Source organism: Pseudomonas sp. DR208, from assembly GCF_019823005.1.
Taxonomy (GTDB): Bacteria; Pseudomonadota; Gammaproteobacteria; order Pseudomonadales; family Pseudomonadaceae; genus Aquipseudomonas; species Aquipseudomonas extremorientalis.
This window is the reverse complement of record NZ_CP081944.1, coordinates 807,643-826,976: the sequence shown is the minus strand read 5'-3', so window position 1 is coordinate 826,976 and position 19,334 is coordinate 807,643. Positions and strand designations below refer to the sequence as shown.

Genomic DNA, 19,334 nt, shown 5'->3' with positions numbered 1-19,334 from the left:
AAGCCCTCCGTATAGTTCGCTCCATCAACAGCGCAAGCGTTGTTGATAATGCCCAGGTGGTGAAATTGGTAGACACGCCAGCTTCAGGTGCTGGTGATCGCAAGGTCGTGGAAGTTCGAGTCTTCTCCTGGGCACCAAATTCAGATCAAACCCGCGAAAGCGGGTTTTTTCGTTTCCGGGGTTTGAAAACTTCCCAGTCGATTTCCGTCTGCGTCCGCACCTGAGAAACTTTATCGTTTATCCTTGCAATGATTTGTTGCACACAAGCGAGGAAAACTTCGGATGACCATCCGCGATACCCGTCTCAAGACATCCCTTCTGCGTGGCCTGACCCTCACCCTGCTCGGCCTGACCTTGCTCTCGCCCACCGCCTATTCCGCCGACAAGGTCTCTCTGACCCTGTACAACGGCCAGCACAAAGAAGTCGGCGATGAACTCGCCAAGGCCTTCGAAGCCAAGACCGGCATCCACGTCAACGTGCGCAAAGGCAGCAGCAACCAGTTGGCCAGCCAAGTCGTCGAAGAAGGCGACCGCTCGCCCGCCGATGTGATCTACACCGAAGAATCGCCTCCGCTGAACAAACTCGGCGAGCAAGGCCTGCTGGCCAGGATCGACGCCAGCACCCTCGACGTATTGCCCAAGGATTATGTTGGCGCCAATGGCGACTGGATGGGCGTGACCGCGCGCACTCGCGTTGTGGCTTTCAACCCGAAGCTGATTGCTGAAAAAGACCTTCCCGAATCGGTACTCGACTTTGCCGGCCCCGAGTGGCAAGGCAAAGTCGGCTTCGTGCCAACCAGCGGCGCGTTCCAGGAACAAGCCGTGGCGATCATCAAGCTGCACGGTCGCGAAGCGGCTGAAGAATGGCTGACCGGCCTGCGCGCCTTCGGCAAGGTGTACAGCAACAACATGGTTGCGCTGAAAGCCGTCGAAAACGGCGAAGTGGCCACCGTGCTGGTGAACAACTACTACTGGTTCGCCCTGAAGAAAGAAAAGACCAATCTGGATTCCCAACTGCACTACTTCACCAATGGCGACGCCGGCGGCTTGATCACCGTGTCTTCCGCTGCCGCGCTGAAATCCAGCAAGCACCCCAAGGAAGCCCAGCAACTGTTGGCGTTCATGGCCAGTGAAGAAGGCCAGCGCGTGATCACCAACACCTCGGCCGAATACCCGCTGCGCAAGGGTATGGAATCCAATCGCGGCCTCAAGCCTTTCAGCGAACTGCAACCGCCGAAAGTCACCCCGGCCGACCTGGGCAACGCCGAAGAAGCCCTCGACCTGGAACGTGACGTTGGCTTGAACTGATGAACCCATCGCTACCCGCCCTGCGGCTCAGCCCAAGGCGCAAACGTCCGTCGATCTGGCTGTTGCTGCCGGTGCTGTTTCTGGTTGGCTTGAGCCTGTTGCCGCTGGCGTACGTCGGCACCAAGGCCTGGCAAGCGGGCTGGGCGGAAGCGGTGCATCTGCTGTGGCGACCTTATGTGTTTGGGTTGCTGCGCAACACCCTGGCGCTGATGGTGGGCGTGACGGCGGGCTGCGCAGTGATCGGCCTGTCCCTCGCCTGGCTGCTGGAGCGCAGCAACCTGCCGGGGCGACGTATCTGGGGCGTGATCCTGTGCCTGCCGTTTGCGGTACCGGCGTTTGTCAGCAGCTTTACCTGGGTGTCGCTGAGCGCCAGTTTCGAAGGGCTCGGTGGCGCCATCCTGGTGATGAGCCTGTCCAAATATCCGCTGGTGTTCTTGCCGGTGGCGGCAACGCTGCGCAATCTTGATCCCGCACTGGAAGAGTCGGCCCGCACCCTGGGACTGAATCGCTGGGGCATCTTTTTTCGTGTCACCTTGCCGCTGTTGTGGCCCTCGCTGCTGGCGGGGGCATTGTTGATCGCGCTGCATATGCTGGTGGAGTTCGGTGCGCTGTCGATCATTGGGTTGCAGACCTTCACCACCGCGATCTACCAGCAGTTCGAGCTGGAATTCAGCAATGCGAATGCTGCAATGCTGTCCGCCGTGCTGCTGGTGATGTGCCTGACGCTGCTGTGGCTGGAGCTGCGCGTGCGTGGCAAGGGCCGGCACGTGCGCATTGGCCAGGGCGCAGCGCGACATGCGGAGCAGGTGCGATTGGGTAAGTGGGCGCCACTGAGCCAGGTTTATTGCCTGGCGCTGGCGATCATCGGCAGCGGGATTCCGCTGGGGATGCTCGGTTATTGGCTGGCGGTGGGCTCTTCTGCCGCGTTCCCGGTAGTAGAGATCGGTGAAGCGTTGCTGTCCTCATTGGCACTGTCCCTCGGAGGCGCCGCGTTGTGCCTGGTACTGGCGGTGCCGGTCGGGTTACTGGTAGTGCGCTACAAAGGCCAACTGGCGGTATGGGCCGAGCGCCTGCCGTACCTGCTGCACGCCCTGCCCGGCCTGGTGATTGCGCTGACCCTGGTGTATTTCGCCCTGCACTACGTGCCGGCGCTGTATCAGACGTCAGCGTTGCTGTTGATTGCTTATGCGTTGCTGTTTTTGCCGCTGGCCCAGGCGCCGATTCGTACGGCTCTGAACAAGGCTGCGCCGCAGCTGGAAGAGGCTGCACGCACGCTGGGCGCCTCGCCGTTCAGTGCGTTTTGCAGAGTGACGTTGCCGATTATTTTCCCGGCATTGGGGGCGGCGTTTGCGCTGGTGTTCCTGGATGCGATGAAGGAATTGACGGCGACGTTGCTGCTCAGTCCGACGGGGCTGAATACCTTGGCGACTGCTGTGTGGGCGCATACCTCGAATATTGAGTTCGCGGCAGCAGCGCCATATGCGGCGCTGTTGATTTTGGTGTCGGGGTTGCCGGTTTATCTGCTGACAACCCGGATGTACCTGAGTCGTTAAGCCCTCAAACGCGCATATTCCCTAGTAACAAATTACAATGGATTTCAGCCATCCGAACGACTATTGTTCCTTCATTTTTTGAAGGTTAGAGATAGATGCCTTACGCCCCAGACATGAGAGCAGCAGCGAGACGACATCTGGAAGCAGCTGACATTCTAGACCCTACTAACCGCAGAGATGTTGCTGGTTACTTGTACGGAATTGCTGCCGAGTGCGGAGTAAAGGCATTGATGCTTGAAATCGGGTTCAGGCCACTCGCGAGCCGTGAAAATGACCCCTTTTTCGCACACTTTCCAACGCTGAAAACGCTACTCAGAAACAAGCTTGAAGGCAGAAATGCCACTGTTTTACGCAGACACGTTCTGAACGACAACTTTTTTTCAGATTGGGATATAACGATGCGCTACAGCAAAGGAAACCAAATCCCAACCAGACTGTTGGATCAGTGGAAAGCGCAGGCCGTTAGCGTAATTGGCTCTATTGGTACCTGAGGATTTATTGATGCGCGTTCACTTCGATGACAGCCTTAGAATACTTGCCACAACAGTGGCTAGACAGCTTGGAGATGAGGCACTTTCTGACGGTGTCGTATTACGCGACACCACCGGCAGATTGGCATTTTTTAGTAACTCGATTTTGTCTCCAGCGACTATCGAGCAACTATCGACATCACTGCGGTCGTCCCTTAAGCACTACGCCCGAGACGATCAACTGGTAGCTGACATTTCGGAATATGGAGTCAGTGATTTATTAATCGAAAACACGATAACTTCCCTTATCATAGAAGGGCGGAAAATTCGCCTAATAGATAGACGTCTGGTTGGAGCGGATTGGCTACGCGCCCCAGCCCCACCTAACTCAGCGCCGCCGCGCTTCGTCTTTTCAAGCATTAAAGGCGGAGTTGGGCGATCGACAGCGCTTGCAGTTGTAGCGGCGGATTTGGCTGCTCGCGGCTTAAAAGTTTTAGCTATAGATTTGGACATTGAGGCTCCAGGGCTCGGCGCTATTCTTCTGAACGATGACACGCTCCCTGAGTTTGGCTTGCTAGATGCCTTAGTTGAAAATGGACTTACAGCACTGGACGAAACTTTCTTGGCCGACTTAGTCAGCCCGTCACCATTGACTGGTAATAACGGCCGAATAGACGTTATACCTGTCTTGGGTCGGCGCTCAATAAATAATCCGTCTGAAGTCCTAGCAAAAATTGCTCGGGCTTACGCCGAGGACATTACCCCCGAAGGACAAGTAATTACGGTTCTTGACCAAATTTCATCACTAATCGACCAGTTTTCTGATCCGCGTCGGTATGACGTTATCCTGGTCGATGCTCGTGCCGGCCTTCACGAAACCACTGCTTCTGCGTTATTAGGTTTAGGGGCGGAAGTATTCCTTTTCGGACTAGATGAGCCACAAACCTTTCAAGGCTTTAGAATTCTACTATCCCATATGGCTAAGTTCACTAACGCCGAGCAATTGCCTGGCTGGCTAAGCCGATTCACAATTATCCAAGGCAAAGCTCCCGCAGAATCGGAGCTTCGCAAAGACTTTGCAGAACGTTGCGAAAGCTTGTTTACTACTATCGGACTAGGGCCTCACCAGAAAAGCCCAATTAACGAGATCAACCATGAGATCAGCGACTTTGATCAGTTGGAGTGGGACGATGAGATTTCCGACGCAGATGTGCTACCAGCTGAAGACCCTAATTATTTCACCCCTTTAGCAATCATCGACGACTCACGATACAAAAGCTTCAATCCTTTAATAAAACGCGACCTAATCGAAAACAGCATCTACAGCTCCTCCTATCAGGAACTACTAGACAAGATAAACAATAGCATCCCTCAGCTCCTGGAATAAAAATGAATCTTTCCCAAGACGACTTTCGAGCACTTCGTAACGCCGTCGCTCAATTCCCAGGCGACGTATCTAATGATGCGGTTGGCGCCCATGTGGCAAAAATTGAGGACCTCTATGCACCAGAAAAACACGCTGTTGCGCTGGATCCAATGATTCCAATTGTTGTGGGATCGCGCGGCAGCGGCAAAAGTTTTTGGTCAAGTGTTCTTGGTCAGACTGAAACACTGAAGGAAGCAGCTATTGCTTATCCCAAGCTAGGCCTCTCTGAACTGATTGTTCGGTTTGGATACACTGGCGTCGGAGGCCCTGATGGCATATCTCATGAAGCGATTGATAAATATGTACCTGCTACCGCTGCGCTCGATGAAGCTAAAGCTTTTTGGTGGGCAACTATTTTAAGTGCAGCGGCTCAGTCAGCAGGAAAGCTTAGTAGCAGACCGGGGAAATTTATCAGTGCTGGAATGGATTGGGAGCTTCGAGAAGATCTGCTCATTGATCATGAGCACCGGCTTCGTGACGAAGGAAAAACTTTACTGATTGTCTATGACGCGCTCGATACCGTAGCACGCACATGGCCGCGGCGACGGCTGCTGACAGAGGCCCTTTTGGAAGTGGTATGGGCTATGCGCGCCTACCGCTCTATTCGCGTCAAACTTTTTTTACGTCCTGACCAGATTGAGGATGATGCACTACGATTCGTAGAACTTCCGAAACTCCGAACTGGGGCAGTCCGCTTGGCGTGGTCTTGGACAGACCTCTATGGCCTTCTGTATTCGCGACTAGCCTCATCAAGTAAGGAAGACACTCGTAAAGCGTTTAACAAGCTACTGACAGCTAATAATCTACCTAAACCCAGCAGGAAATCCATCTTGACTCGGCGGTGGTCTCTGATCCATGACGAGGAAGATCAGAAGAACTTGATGATTGAATTCTCCGGCCCATATATGGGAACTGGTAGCTATGCATTCAAAAAAGGCAGCACCTACGAATGGCCGTTGAGACATACTGCTGACGCCCATGCGGAAGTTACACCAAGAAGCTTCCTGGGACTGATGAATGCGGCAGCGAAATATGGTGTTGCGCCCCTAGACAAGGTTTTAACTCCTGATGGCATCAGACATGGCCTCCGTGAAGCCTCTAAGACACGTGTCGACCAACTGCATCAAGAATTCCCATGGATCAAGGGGGTCCTAGCGCCTCTAGCAGGCCTACTCTTGCCGCAAGATGATCATGCAGTATTTGACGTATGGAGAAAGGCAGGAACTATAAAGACATTAGTTGCAGACGCAAAACGTCACAGCTACCTTCTGCCCTTTAAAAACCAAGAGGCACATAAGGAGGAAGAACTCTCGAAGATGCTTGAAGAGATAGGTGTAATGTATCGGCGGAATGACGGTCGCTTAGATATGCCCGACCTTTTTCGAGTTGCGGCAAAACTATTGAAAAAAGGCGCATTGGCACCATCGCAGCATCGCTAACCCCATAATACTGAGACGATGCCCCCCAGCGCCAATATGCTTCCCTGGAGAACATTTGAATGAGTATGTAGCCAAATTCAAGACTAATTAGCCTGCCCGTCCATCTGGCTATCCACCTAGGCCCTGAACTGCCCAAGGCTCGCCTTCAACTGCGCCGCCAACCCATCCAGCACCTTGCCACTGGCGGTGGTCTCCACCACCGCCTGAGCGGCACGCTCGGCCTGGGCATGGATCACCTCGACCCGGCCGCGCACCGCATGGGCGCCCTGGGCCTGGTGCTCAGCCGCGCGCGTGGCCAAACCAATCGCGGCATGCACCTGCTCCACCGAGGCCTGTACTGTCTGCTGCAAGCGCACGCTGTCACGCAGCACCAGCAAGCCCTCATTCGCCTGACGTCCAGCCTTGCCGATGGTTTCCACCGCCTCCCGCGCGCCTTGCTGCAACGCCACGATATGCGCCTGGATATCGCCGGTGGAGCTTTGGGTCTTGCTCGCCAGAGCGCGCACCTCATCCGCCACCACCGCAAAACCGCGCCCGGTCTCACCGGCACGCGCCGCTTCGATCGCCGCGTTGAGGGCCAGCAGGTTGGTTTGCTCGGCAATACCGTGAATGACGGTCAGCACCACCTCGATCTGCTCGCTTTGCTGGGCGAGGCGCTCGATAACCGTGGAACCGGCCTGCACCTGCCCCGCCAGCGCCTCGATCAAACTGCCGACTTCAGCCGAGGTGCGCGAGTTCTCGTCCGTGGCCTGACGAATATCCACCACCTGTTGCAACGCCGCCTGCATGGCGTGGCTTTCAGCCTGAGCTTCATCTGCCATCTGCGACAGCGCACGCAGACTTTCAGCCACTTCATCACGCTGCAAGCCCGCGGCCGCATCGGCACCGGCGTTGCGCAAGGTCATGGCGCCGATTTCCACACCCGTTCGCTGGGCTACATCCCCCGCCTCACGCACGATGGGCTGCAACTTATCCACAAAGCGATTGACCGCCGAGGCCATGTCGCCGATTTCGTCCTTGCTGCTGATTTGTACGCGCTTGGTGAGGTCGCCCTCGCCCGCGGCCAGATCATCCATGGCCGCGATCAACAGCTTCAAGCGGTTGACCACGCGACGACCCAGCACAACAGCGATCAGCAGCAATACGCCAAGACCGACCAGCGCGAGCCCCATGCCAATGCGCCAGCGCAGGGTGCCGGCAGCGTCCTGGACGGCACTGGTGGTGTTGGCCGTCATTTGGGTGGCTGTGGCTTGCGCAGATTGCAGACGGGCGCCCATGGCCGCAGCACTGTCAGCCGCTGCGCCCTTGAGGCTGTCGCCGACCAGTTGATCACCACTGGCGATCAGCGCCGCGAAACGCTTGTCGAGCGCTTGCAAGTCAGCTTCAACCGCAGCTGTCGAAACCCCCATGCGCACCTTGCCGATCTCTACACCATTCGGGCTGATGGACGCTTCCACGTAGAACACAGAAGGATCATCCTTGGCCGCATCCAGCACTTTATCCAGGGCACGATCACCCTTGCCCTTTTCCAACAACGCCTGGTTGATCGGGTTTTCACGGTTCAGGTAGCGAGTCAGGTGCTCACCTGCCGCGTCGTCATACACCACAAACAGCACGTTGGGATTGCGCTGGGCGCGTCGGGCGAACTCCGACAACGTCGGCACGTCACTGTCCCACATGGCGCGGGGCGCCACTGAGGCGAGCAGCTGTGCCATGTCATTGGCGGAGTCTTTCAGGTCTTTTTCCAGGGTCGCACGCAGTTGCTTCTGCTCTTCCTGCAGGCGAGCCGAGAGCCCAGCGGTCAGACGTTGGCGAGTGCTTGTCGACAAGCTATCGAGACTGGACGTGACTTCCTTGCCAGCCTGGGCCAATTCGCCGGACAGCTTCTGGCTGTCGACACCCAGGCGATTGCCCAGATCAGCCTCCAGTGCTGTGACCGTGCTTCGCGTCAGGGCGACCGCCACCAGTACTTGCACCAAAAGAGCGATACCTAGGGTAACGAACACCGGCCGCAACAGACGGCTTTGTAACAATGAGAGAACGGCAGACATCGGGAATCCCTCCATCACGGGTGCCATTAATTTGATAGCACCGCGAAAGAAAGAACCAAAGCAAGGGTCGTGCCGCTCGGGCGACAGAAACGACAAAGGGCTCCCGAAGGAACCCTTTGCTATTTACATCAACAGCTTATTAAGCGAACGGATGACGCAGAACGATGGTTTCGTTGCGGTCCGGCCCCGTCGAAATAATGTCGATCGGCGCGCCAATCAGCGCTTCAACACGCTTGATGTACGCACGGGCATTCGCCGGCAGCTCTTCCAGGGTCTTGGCGCCCACGGTCGATTCGGTCCAGCCCGGCACTTCTTCGTACACAGGCTGCAGACCTACGTAGCTGTCAGCGTCAGTCGGGGCGACATCTTTACCTTCCGCATCTTTATAACCAGTGCAGATATTGATGGTTTCCAGGCCGTCGAGCACATCCAGCTTGGTCAGGCAGATGCCCGAAATGCTGTTCACGTCGATAGCGCGACGCAGGATAACGGCGTCAAACCAGCCGCAACGACGGGCACGGCCGGTGGTCGCACCAAACTCGTGACCTTGCTTGGCCAGGTGCGCGCCGACTTCGTCGAACAGCTCAGTCGGGAACGGACCCGAACCGACACGGGTGGTGTAGGCCTTGGTGATGCCCAGAATGTAGTCCAGGAACATCGGGCCAACGCCGGAACCCGTCGCCACGCCACCTGCGGTGGTGTTGGAGCTGGTCACGTACGGGTAGGTGCCGTGGTCGATGTCCAGCAGGGAGCCTTGGGCGCCTTCGAACATGATGTCCTTGCCGGCGCGACGCAGGTCGTGCAGCTCGGCGGTCACGTCCAGCATCAGCGGCTTGAGCAGCTCAGCGTATTCCTTGCACTCGGCCAGGGTCTTTTCGAACTCGATGGCCGGCTCTTTGTAGTAACCCACCAGCATGAAGTTGTGGTAATCCACCAGTTCACGCAGCTTGTCTTCGAAGCGTGGCATGTTGAGCAGGTCGCCCACACGCAGGCCACGACGTGCGACCTTGTCTTCGTAGGCCGGGCCGATGCCGCGACCGGTGGTGCCGATCTTCAGCTCGCCACGGGCTTTTTCACGGGCCTGGTCCAGCGCAACGTGGAAGGACAGGATCAGCGGGCAGGACGGGCTGATACGCAGGCGCTCGCGCACCGGTACGCCTTTTTCTTCCAGCTTGGTGATCTCACGCAGCAGGGCATCCGGTGCAACTACTACACCGTTGCCGATCAGGCACTGCACGCCTTCGCGCAATACGCCCGACGGGATCAGGTGCAAGACAGTTTTTTCGCCATCGATGACCAGGGTGTGGCCAGCGTTGTGGCCACCTTGGTAGCGCACTACGGCGGCAGCATGTTCGGTCAGCAGATCAACGATCTTGCCTTTGCCCTCATCACCCCATTGGGTGCCCAGGACTACGACATTCTTACCCATAACACTTGTCCTCATTCGCGCAAACTTGGTGCCGGCGATGGCCGGCAGGAAAACTCAAGAAGCCAGTGGCGATACTTGCCAAAGCCCGTTCTGCAGAATCAATTGCCGGTCGCAGTCCGCTTCACGGGCGGCGGCCAATGGCTGACCAGGCAAGGCCTGGACAACACGCTGACCCTCACTGCGCAACTGGCAAACCTGCTGCCAGAGTGCTGCGTCCGTACTGTCGGGCATCCAGATGCCACCAGACGGCAGCTCGACCTCAGCACGCCCCAGGGTCACCAGGGTTTTCAAATCAGTGGAAAAACCAGTGGCCGGACGCGCACGACCGAAGTCAGCGCCGATATCGTCATAACGACCGCCTTGGGCGATGGCCTGGCCAACACCCGGTACAAATACGGCGAACACCACACCGGTGTGGTAGTGGTAACCGCGCAACTCACCCAGATCAAAGTACAGCGGCAGCTCCGGGAAACGCGCCGATAGCTGCTCGGCAATTGCCAGCACGTCATCCAGTGCCGCCAGTACCGGCGCCGGCGCATTGGCCAGGCGCTCACGGGCTGCCACCAGCACTTCACGGCCGCCACACAGATTCACCAGTGCGCGCAGCATGTCGGCCAGATCGGCAGGCACGCCAGCCGTGAGGGCGATCACTTCATCGATGGCCTTGCGTTGCAGGGCATCGAACAGCTGTTGTTCAACTTCACCAGACAAACCGGCCGCACGGGCCAGGCCACGGTAGATACCTACGTGACCCAGGTCCATGTGGACATCCGGTACGTCGGCCAATTGCAGCATGGCCAGCATCAAGCTGATCACTTCAACGTCGCTGCTTGGGCTGGCATCCCCGTACAACTCGGCGCCCAACTGGATCGGGCTGCGGGACGACGACAACGCACGTGGCTGAGCATGCAGCACGCTACCGGCGTAACACAGGCGGCTCGGGCCTTCTCGGCGCAGGGTGTGCGCATCGATGCGCGCCACTTGCGGCGTGATATCGGCACGGAAGCCCATCTGACGGCCCGACTGCGGGTCGATGACCTTGAAGGTGCGCAGATCCAGGTCCTGGCCCGCGCCGGTCAGCAGGGATTCCAGGTACTCGATATGGGGGGTCACGACAAACTCGTAACCCCAGCTCTGGAACAGATCCAACACCTGGCGGCGCGCTACTTCAATGCGCGCAGCTTCTGGTGGCAGTACTTCTTCGATGCCATCTGGCAGCAGCCAGCGGTCTACCGTTGCCATTACGCCATTCCCCTTTGATCCGGGCGGCCAGCCCTCGGCCGAGCCTTGAGTGAAGCAGAAAACACCCGCCCCCTGCATAAACCACGCGCAAGAGCGACGTGACGAACGGCCTGCAATCGGCCTCGTCGGGCACTTTCCTCGAAAAACCTGTCACGCCTGCCGAATCAAACATGCAGACGCAAAAAAGCCGGGAATTTCCCGGCTGCCGCATCATACACCCGTTTTCTGAAAGGATCACCCCGCCTGGCGTTTTAGCCGCCCGACGGAGTGCTTCCTACACAGTGACGAGCTGATTACTTGGCTTTTTCCAGGTAGCGGAAGAAATCGCTACTTGGGTCCAGCACCATGACGTCGGTTTTGTTCGCGAAGCTTTCACGGTAAGCACGCAGGCTACGGTAGAACGCGTAGAACTCCTGGTCCTGACCGTAGGCCTTGGCGTAGATCGCCGCGGCTTGAGCGTCGCCATCACCACGGGCCTCTTCAGACTCGCGATAGGCTTCAGCCAGCAGTACACGACGCTGACGGTCGGCATCCGCACGGATACCCTCGGCCAACTCGTTACCCTTGGCGCGGTGCTCACGGGCTTCACGTTCACGCTCGGTGCTCATGCGCTCGAACACGCTGCGGTTCACTTCCTTCGGCAGGTCGATAGCCTTGACCCGGACATCGACCACTTCGATGCCCAGCTCTTTTTCCGCCATGGTGTTCAGCGAACGGGTGATGTCAGCCATCAGCGCGTCACGCTCACCGGATACCACCTCGTGCAGGGTGCGCTTACCAAACTGGTCACGCAGGCCCGATTCCAGACGACGCGACAAACGCTCGTCGGCAATCTGCTTGAGGCCGGAGGTCGCGGTGTAGAAGCGCTCGGCATCCTTGACGCGCCACTTGGCGTAGGCGTCAACCATCACGGCTTTCTTTTCCAGGGTCAGGAAGCGCTGTGTCGGTGCATCCAGGGTCATCAGGCGGGCGTCGAACTTGCGTACCTGGTTGACGTAGGGGACTTTCACATGCAGGCCCGGCTGGACATCCGCCTGGACCACGCGACCGAATTGCAGCAGCACCGCACGCTCGGTCTGAGCCACGATGTAGAAGCAGTTCCAGGCAGCGATGACCACGACGACGCCCACAATCAGGGCGGTCAGCGATTTATTGCTCATCAACGACTCTCCCTGGTACGTGTTTGCTGTTGCAGCAAGTCGGCGGCCGCACGGGCGCTCGCTTCGTTGGCAGCGGCATTGGAACCGGTGGACGGTGCGCTGGTGCTGCTACGACCACCTTCGATCATCTTGTCCAGCGGCAGGTACAGCAGGTTGTTCTGCCCACCCTTGCTGCCGGTCACGAGAACCTTGCTGGTGTTGCTGAAGACTTCCTGCATGGTGTCCAGGTACAGACGCTCACGCGTGACTTCCGGCGCCTTGCGGTACTCGGCAACCAGCTTGGTAAAGCGATCCGCCTCACCCTTGGCGCGGGAGACCACTTCGTCGCGGTAACCGTTGGCATCCTCGAGGATGCGCTGGGCCTGACCACGGGCTTCCGGCACGACGCCGTTGGCGTAGGTTTCAGCCTGGTTGCGCGAACGCTGCTCGTCTTCACGGGCGCGGATCACGTCGTCGAAGGCTTCCTGTACTTCACGCGGTGCGGCTGCGCTCTGTACGTTCACCTGGGTGACGGTGATACCGGTGCGGTAGGTGTCGAGGAACCGTTGCAGGCGCTCCTTGATCTCGCTGGCCATCAATTCACGACCTTCGGTCAGCACCTGGTCCATCGCGGTCGAACCCACGACGTGGCGCAGGGCACTTTCGGTGGCGTGTTGCAAGCTGATTTCCGGCTGGTCAACGTTCAGCACGAAGTCCTGCAGGTTGCTGATCTTGTACTGCACGGTCAGCGGCACTTCGACGATGTTCTCGTCTTCGGTCAGCATCTGGCCCTGCTTGGTGTAGGCACGCTCACGCGTGACGTTCTCCATGTACTTCTTGTCGATCGGCGGGAAATAGATGTTCAGGCCCGGTCCGACGGTTTCGTAGTACTTGCCGAAGCGCAGCACCACGGCCTGCTCCTGCTCGTCCACCACGTAAACGGCGCTGTACAGCCAAACGGCCGCCAGCACGACAAGACCCAGGCCCAGCAGGCCATAGCCACCGCCCTTGCTTGTGCGACCGCCGTCGTCACCACCACGTTTTTTCCCACCACCGAACAACCCATTCAGGCTTTCCTGCAGCTTTCGGAAGGCCTCGTCGAGATCTGGTGGCCCCTTGCGGTCGCCATTATTGCGGCGTTTACCACCCCAGGGATCCTGATTATTCGAGTTGCCACCCGGCTCATTCCAAGCCATAGCGCTCTCCATCTGATAAAGCAAAGACGCACCCACGGCGCGCCGACCAATGCTACAGAATGCCTGCCACTGCGGCACAACCGCTTTAGGAGGCTTTTATTGCAAAGTGTGTTGTTCGATGAACTCTGTCGGTACCACGCCTTCACGGCTGACCAGCCGATTCAGCTCCGAGCGCGGCAATCGAACGGCCAGCAAGCTGACACCCTCTTCGTCGTGTTCTTCTTTCTGTACCGCGCCCAACTCGAAAAACTGTGCACGCAGTCGAGCAAAACGCTGGGGCAAGCGCAAGGTGCCAACGAACAAATCGCTGCCGAGCAACTCGGCAATGGCTTGTTCAAGCAACTCAAGACCGCTGCCATCACGCGCCGACAGCCAGACCCGCTGGGGCTTGCCGTTCTCATCGCGCTGGATTTGTGGCTCAACGCCCTCAAGCAAATCGAGTTTGTTATAGACCTCGAGGATCGGCAAGTCCTGGGCGCCAATCTCGCCCAGCACCAGCATCACCTGTTCAATCTGCAACATGCGATCCGGTTCCGCCGCATCGATCACGTGCAACAGCAAGTCGGAATTGCTCGACTCTTCGAGCGTAGACCGAAATGCCTCGACCAGCTTGTGCGGCAAGTGACGAATGAAACCCACGGTATCGGCCAGGACAACCGGCCCCAGGTCGTCAAGATCCAGACGGCGCAGGGTCGGGTCGAGGGTGGCGAACAGTTGGTCGGCCGCATACACGTCCGACTTCGTCACGTTGTTGAACAGTGTGGATTTGCCGGCGTTGGTATAACCCACCAGGGACACGGTCGGGATATCCGCACGGGAACGGCCACGCCGCGATTGCTCGCGCTGGCTGCGCACCTTCTCGAGGCGGCCCTTGATCTGGCGCAGGCGAACCCGCAGCAGGCGTCGGTCGGTTTCGAGCTGGGTTTCACCCGGACCGCGCATACCGATACCGCCACCCTGGCGCTCGAGGTGAGTCCAGCCGCGGACCAGCCGGGTGCTCATGTGGTCAAGCTGGGCCAGTTCGACCTGGAGCTTGCCTTCATGGGTACGGGCGCGCTGGGCGAAAATATCGAGAATCAGACCGGTACGGTCGATCACGCGACACTCGAAGACACGTTCGAGGTTACGTTCCTGACTGGGCGTGAGGATGTGGTTGAAGATCACCAGATCGGCTTCTTCGGCGTGGACCAGGTCGCGCAGTTCCTCGACCTTGCCGCTGCCAATCAGGAATTTGGCGGTTGGCCGATGACGCGGCACGTTAAAAAACGCAACGGTCTCGGCGCCGGCCGAATTTGCCAACTCCTGAAACTCCTGCGGATCTTCGCGCGCCTCAGGGTCCTGTCCATCCAAGTGAACGAGGATCACTCGCTCACCACCACCGTGGCGCTCAAAGAACAAAGGAGACTCCTATCAGGCGTTACCTGCCTCAACATCACCCTGTTCATCACCCGCTGCGCTAGGCAGACGGATTGGACGAACTGGAACGACTGTCGAGATAGCGTGCTTGTAGACCATCTGGCTGACGGTGTTTTTCAGCAGGATCACGAACTGGTCGAACGACTCGATCGTACCTTGCAGCTTGATACCGTTGACCAGATAAATGGAAACCCCCACTTTCTCTTTACGTAAAGTATTCAAGTAAGGGTCTTGTAGCGAATGCCCTTTTGACATGTGCCGCACTCCTTTAAGGATCAATAATAAAAAATCGGAAAATAGATAGCTTATGGCCGTCACACCCCCAAGGATAGACGGCAATTGCAAGGACTCAGCTCAATATGGAGACCGTTCCCAAGTATTTCAAGGCGCGTGACAGATTGTCGCTGTCCAGGCTGTCCAGCCAGTGCAAATCGCTCCAGCTGCGCAACCAGGTGAACTGGCGTTTCGCCAATTGGCGCGTGGCAATGATGCCGCGCTCCTGCATTTCGGCTGACGTCAGCTTGCCATCCAGATGATCCCAGACTTGGCGGTAGCCTACGGCACGTATCGAAGGTAACCCTGGATGCAGGTCACCTCTGGAACGCAGAGCTACGACCTCGTCCACAAACCCCTGTTCCAACATAATTGTGAATCTTTGTGCAATTCGTTCATGCAGCACCTGGCGATTTGCCGGAGCGATGGCCAGATTCGCCACAGTATAGGGCAATTGTGACTGTCCCGAAGCGCCTGCGTCAGCACTTTGCGCACTTTGTTTGCGCCGGTGTTCAGTCATGGTCTGCCCGCTCACACGCCAGACTTCCAGGGCGCGGGTGAGGCGCTGGGGATCATTGGGGTGAATGCGTGCGGCGGAGACCGGGTCGACTGCCGCCAACTGGTCGTGCAGGGCTTGCCAGCCAAGGCGTGCCGCTTCTTCTTCGAGCTCGGCGCGCACCTGGGCGTCGGCCGGGGGCATATCCGCCAGACCTTCCTGCAAAGCCTTGTAGTAGAGCATCGTCCCCCCCACCAGCAGCGGAATATTGCCCCGAGCGGTGATGTCGGCCATGGCGGCGAGTGCATCGGTGCGAAAATCTGCAGCCGAATAGCTCTCGGACGGGTCGATGATGTCGATCAACCGGTGCGGATACTGGGCCAGAAGCTCTTTCGAAGGCTTGGCGGTGCCGATGTCCATGTCCCGGTAAACCAGGGCAGAGTCGACACTGATCAGCTCGCACGGCAACACCTTGGTCAGCTCGATGGCCAGGTCGGTCTTGCCGGCGGCCGTGGGGCCCATCAGGAAGATCGCGGGGGGCAAGGCGCTCATCAACGGCCGCGCAGGAATAGTTTGTCCAGATCGTCCAGGCCCATCTGGGTCCAGGTCGGTCGGCCATGGTTGCATTGCCCGCTGCGCTCGGTGTTTTCCATGTCGCGCAGCAAGCCGTTCATTTCCGGCAGAGCCAGGCGGCGGTTGGCGCGGATGGCGCCGTGGCAGGCCATGGTGCCGAGCAGCTCGTTGATGTGCGCCTGGATGCGGTCACTGGTGCCGTACTCCATCAGGTCAGCCAGCACGTCAGCCACCAGCCGGTTAGCCTCGGCCTGCTTGAGCAGCGCGGGAATCTGGCGGATGGCCAGGGTTTCCGGGCCAAGGCGTTGCAATTCAAAGCCCAGTTTCTGGAACACGCTGTGGTGCTCTTCGGCGCAGTCGGCCTCACGCTGGCTGACTGCCAGGGATTCCGGCACCAGCAGCGGCTGCCCACTGAGGCCTTCGCTGGCCATGGCAATCTTGAGGCGTTCGTACATGATCCGCTCGTGGGCGGCATGCATGTCCACAAGCACCAGGCCGTGGGCGTTCTCCGCCAGGATGTAAATGCCCTTGAGCTGCGCCAAGGCGTAACCCAGCGGCGGAATATCACCACCGCCTTCCGGCAAGGCAACCGGCGCCCCCGGCTCAGCCCCCGGCAGCGGTGCAAAAAACTCGCGATACGCAGCCTGGGCTTCGGCCACCGGCACCGCCGATTGCGGGCGCGGGGTGTATTGGTACTGATAACCCGAGCCGGAGCCAGCATTCGGCGCGGTATACGAAGGTTGCGGCTGTGGCGATTGCAGCAGGTTTGCCGCCAGGCTCATTTCGCCTTGAGGGCCGAACTCACCGGCTTGCGGGCCACTCGGCCGGACCACTGCCGTCACAATCGGTGCGGACAACTGATCATCCGGGCGCACATCCCCCAGGGTGCGGTGCAAGGTGCCATAGAGGAAGTCATGCACCATGCGTCCATCACGGAAGCGCACTTCGTGCTTGGTGGGGTGCACGTTGACATCCACCACCGACGGGTCGACCTCAAAGAACAGCACAAACGTCGGGTGACGCCCGTTGAACAGCACGTCGCGATACGCCTGGCGCACCGCATGGGCCACCAGCTTGTCGCGCACCGCGCGGCCGTTCACGAAGAAATACTGCAAGTCCGCCTGGCTGCGGGAGAACGTCGGCAACCCGACCCAGCCCCACAACCGCAAGCCATTGCGCTCGATTTCAATCGGCAGCGCCTGCTCCAGGAAGCCCGCGCCGCAAATAGCCGACACCCGGCGCGCTCGCGCAGCGTCATCGTTGGCTTCATGCAGGCTAAGGATGGTCTTGCCGTTGTGGCGCAGGTGGAAGGCCACGTCGAAGCGGGCCAGGGCCAAGCGCTTGATGACTTCCTGCAGGTGATCGAATTCGGTTTTCTCGGCCTTGAGAAATTTGCGTCGCGCCGGGGTGTTGAAGAACAGGTCGCGCACTTCCACCGACGTCCCGACAGGGTGCGCCGCCGGCTGGACCCGAGGCGCCATGTCGCGGCCTTCGGTTTCCACTTGCCAGGCCTGCTCGGCGCTGCGGGTGCGGGACGTCAGGGTCAGGCGCGCCACAGAGCTGATGGACGCCAGGGCCTCGCCGCGAAAGCCCAGGCTCATCACCCGCTCAAGGTCTTCCAGGTCGCGAATCTTGCTGGTGGCGTGACGCGCCAGAGCCAGCGGCAGGTCATCGGCGGAAATGCCGCTGCCATCGTCGCGCACGCGCAACAGCTTGACGCCGCCCTGCTCCACATCGACGTCGATGCGCTTGGCGCCGGAGTCGATGCTGTTTTCCAGCAGCTCCTTGATCACCGATGCGGGGCGCTCGACCACCTCGCCTGCCGCAATCTGGTTGGCGAGGCGCGGGCTCAGCAGTTCAATGCGCGACCCGCTGTTCAGGAGTGATTCACTCATTACTGCGCCGCCAATTCAGTGCCAGGGATGGTCAGCACCTGGCCGACCTTCAGTTCATCGGTTTTCAGGTTGTTCGCGCTGCGCAAGGTAGCGGCCGATACCTGGAAACGCACCGCCAGCATGGCCAGGGTGTCGCCCGGCTGCACGCGATGGTCACGCGGGCCCTGGGCGATTTTCCCCGAGTCACGCAGCCAGGCGATGTAGGTGCCCGGCGGCGGGTTCTGCTGGAAGAACTGGCGGATACCTGCACTGATCGAACGCGCCAGTGCCTGCTGGTGACTGGCGCTTGCCAGCTTCGAGGCTTCGTTGGAGTTGGAGATAAACCCGGTTTCCACCAGGATCGAGGGGATATCCGGCGATTTCAGCACCATGAACCCGGCCTGTTCCACACGCTGCTTGTGCAGCGAGGTGACCCGGCCGATGTTGCTCAGGACCTTCTGGCCCACGTTCAAGCTGGACGTCAGCGAAGCGGTCATCGACAGGTCCAGCAGCACGCCGGCGAGCATTTTGTCCTTGTCATCGAGGGACACGTTGCCGGCGCCGCCGATCAGGTCGGAACGGTTTTCACTGTCGGCCAGCCAACGGGCGGTCTCGGACGTAGCACCTCGATCCGACAGGGCAAACACCGAGGCGCCAAACGCGGCGGCCGAAGGCGCGGCGTCGGCGTGGATCGACACAAACAGATCGGCGCCTTTCTTGCGGGCGATTTCGGTACGGCCGCGCAGCGGAATGAAGTAGTCGCCGGTACGCGTCAGCTCGGCGCGGTAGCCCTTCATGCCATTGACCTGGCGCTGCAGTTCGCGGGCGATGGCGAGTACCACGTCTTTCTCATGCTGGCCGCGTGAGCCGGAAGCACCCGGGTCTTCCCCCCCGTGACCGGCGTCAATCACCACGATAATGTCACGCTTGCCGGCCGGGGCCGGTGGCGGCGGTGGCAGCTTGACCTGCGGTTGCGACGGGTTCACCGGCACCGCCGGCACCGTTGCTACGCTCGGGGTCGGCGCAGGCGGCGGCGCGGCATCGGCGGCGTTGTCGAACAGATCGACCACCAGCCGGTTGCCGTACTGGGCGTTGGGCGCCAGGGAGAAGCTTTTCGGGGTCACGACCTTTTTCAGGTCGATGACCACGCGCAAATCGGTCGGCGTACGCTGGGCCGAGCGCATGGCGGTAATCGGGGTGTTGGCGGTGGAGACTTTCAACGGCGCGGCCAGGGTCGCCCCGTTGATGTCGATCACCAGACGATCAGGCGCCGTCAGGGTAAAGACGCTGTGCTGGACCGGGCCAGACAGGTCGAACACCAGTCGCGTGTTATCCGGCGCTCGCCACAGGCGAACACTCTTCACCTGTGAAGCAGCCAGAGCATTGACAGTCATTGCCGCAAGCAACACCCCCACGACAGCAACCAACGCGCGAAAGCGCATACCTAAC

15 protein-coding genes and 1 tRNA gene are annotated in these 19,334 nt (G+C 59.2%); 6 read left to right on the top strand and 10 right to left on the bottom strand.

All coding sequences use genetic code 11. The features are described 5' to 3' along the window. The first annotated feature begins 50 nt into the window (after positions 1–50). The 6 genes from K5K89_RS03585 (at position 51) to K5K89_RS03560 (ending at position 6,196) form a co-directional block, all read left to right on the top strand. A tRNA-Leu gene (locus tag K5K89_RS03585) sits at positions 51–137 on the top strand. Positions 138–282: 145 nt separating this feature from the next. Continuing rightward, positions 283–1,308, top strand: coding sequence for an extracellular solute-binding protein (locus K5K89_RS03580; protein WP_071491673.1), 1,026 nt, complete (start codon positions 283–285; stop codon positions 1,306–1,308). Further along, positions 1,308–2,861, top strand: a complete 1,554-nt coding sequence (locus K5K89_RS03575) for an ABC transporter permease (RefSeq protein ID WP_222540866.1) — start codon at positions 1,308–1,310, stop codon at positions 2,859–2,861. The genes K5K89_RS03580 and K5K89_RS03575 overlap by 1 nt, the downstream gene beginning before the upstream one ends. Before the next feature lie 95 nt (positions 2,862–2,956). Then, positions 2,957–3,352 (top strand): hypothetical protein, encoded by a 396-nt coding sequence (locus K5K89_RS03570; protein ID WP_147467444.1) that lies wholly within the window; start codon positions 2,957–2,959, stop codon positions 3,350–3,352. Between the two features lie 10 nt (positions 3,353–3,362). Then, a complete protein-coding gene (locus tag K5K89_RS03565) occupies positions 3,363–4,718 on the top strand; it encodes a MinD/ParA family protein (RefSeq protein ID WP_058423457.1) in 1,356 nt (451 codons plus the stop codon). A 2-nt stretch (positions 4,719–4,720) separates the two neighbouring features. Beyond that, the gene (locus tag K5K89_RS03560) at positions 4,721–6,196 is read left to right on the top strand and encodes a hypothetical protein (protein ID WP_058423458.1); all 1,476 of its coding nucleotides are present in this window, start codon (positions 4,721–4,723) and stop codon (positions 6,194–6,196) included. A gap of 116 nt (positions 6,197–6,312) precedes the next feature. Here the strand turns inward: K5K89_RS03560 and K5K89_RS03555 are convergent, their stop codons facing one another. From K5K89_RS03555 to K5K89_RS03510, 10 genes are all read right to left on the bottom strand, one after another. Beyond that, positions 6,313–8,247, bottom strand: a complete 1,935-nt coding sequence (locus K5K89_RS03555) for a methyl-accepting chemotaxis protein (protein WP_071491675.1) — start codon at positions 8,245–8,247, stop codon at positions 6,313–6,315. A 139-nt stretch (positions 8,248–8,386) separates the two neighbouring features. Continuing rightward, entirely contained in the window at positions 8,387–9,676 is a 1,290-nt protein-coding gene (locus tag K5K89_RS03550) for an adenylosuccinate synthase (RefSeq protein WP_071491676.1), read from the bottom strand. A gap of 54 nt (positions 9,677–9,730) precedes the next feature. Continuing rightward, positions 9,731–10,918, bottom strand: coding sequence for an ATP phosphoribosyltransferase regulatory subunit (locus K5K89_RS03545; protein ID WP_016972601.1), 1,188 nt, complete (start codon positions 10,916–10,918; stop codon positions 9,731–9,733). Between the two features lie 293 nt (positions 10,919–11,211). Next, complete coding sequence (hflC, locus tag K5K89_RS03540; RefSeq protein WP_025857365.1) at positions 11,212–12,078, bottom strand: protease modulator HflC; 867 nt, start codon at positions 12,076–12,078, stop codon at positions 11,212–11,214. Next, the gene (gene hflK, locus K5K89_RS03535) at positions 12,078–13,253 is read right to left on the bottom strand and encodes an FtsH protease activity modulator HflK (protein ID WP_028615515.1); all 1,176 of its coding nucleotides are present in this window, start codon (positions 13,251–13,253) and stop codon (positions 12,078–12,080) included. Before hflK ends, hflC begins: the two co-directional genes overlap by 1 nt. A gap of 96 nt (positions 13,254–13,349) precedes the next feature. Then, a complete protein-coding gene (gene hflX, locus K5K89_RS03530) occupies positions 13,350–14,651 on the bottom strand; it encodes a ribosome rescue GTPase HflX (protein WP_222540865.1) in 1,302 nt (433 codons plus the stop codon). Positions 14,652–14,663: 12 nt separating this feature from the next. Then, the gene (gene hfq, locus K5K89_RS03525) at positions 14,664–14,924 is read right to left on the bottom strand and encodes an RNA chaperone Hfq (RefSeq protein WP_058423463.1); all 261 of its coding nucleotides are present in this window, start codon (positions 14,922–14,924) and stop codon (positions 14,664–14,666) included. Positions 14,925–15,018: 94 nt separating this feature from the next. Continuing rightward, the gene (gene miaA / locus K5K89_RS03520; RefSeq protein WP_071491678.1) at positions 15,019–15,990 is read right to left on the bottom strand and encodes a tRNA (adenosine(37)-N6)-dimethylallyltransferase MiaA; all 972 of its coding nucleotides are present in this window, start codon (positions 15,988–15,990) and stop codon (positions 15,019–15,021) included. Then, positions 15,990–17,906, bottom strand: coding sequence for a DNA mismatch repair endonuclease MutL (mutL, locus tag K5K89_RS03515; protein WP_071491679.1), 1,917 nt, complete (start codon positions 17,904–17,906; stop codon positions 15,990–15,992). The genes miaA and mutL overlap by 1 nt, the downstream gene beginning before the upstream one ends. Beyond that, on the bottom strand, positions 17,906–19,327 hold the full coding sequence (locus K5K89_RS03510) for an N-acetylmuramoyl-L-alanine amidase (RefSeq protein ID WP_025857370.1): 1,422 nt from the start codon (positions 19,325–19,327) through the stop codon (positions 17,906–17,908). The genes mutL and K5K89_RS03510 overlap by 1 nt, the downstream gene beginning before the upstream one ends. Between the last annotated feature and the right edge of the window lie 7 nt (positions 19,328–19,334).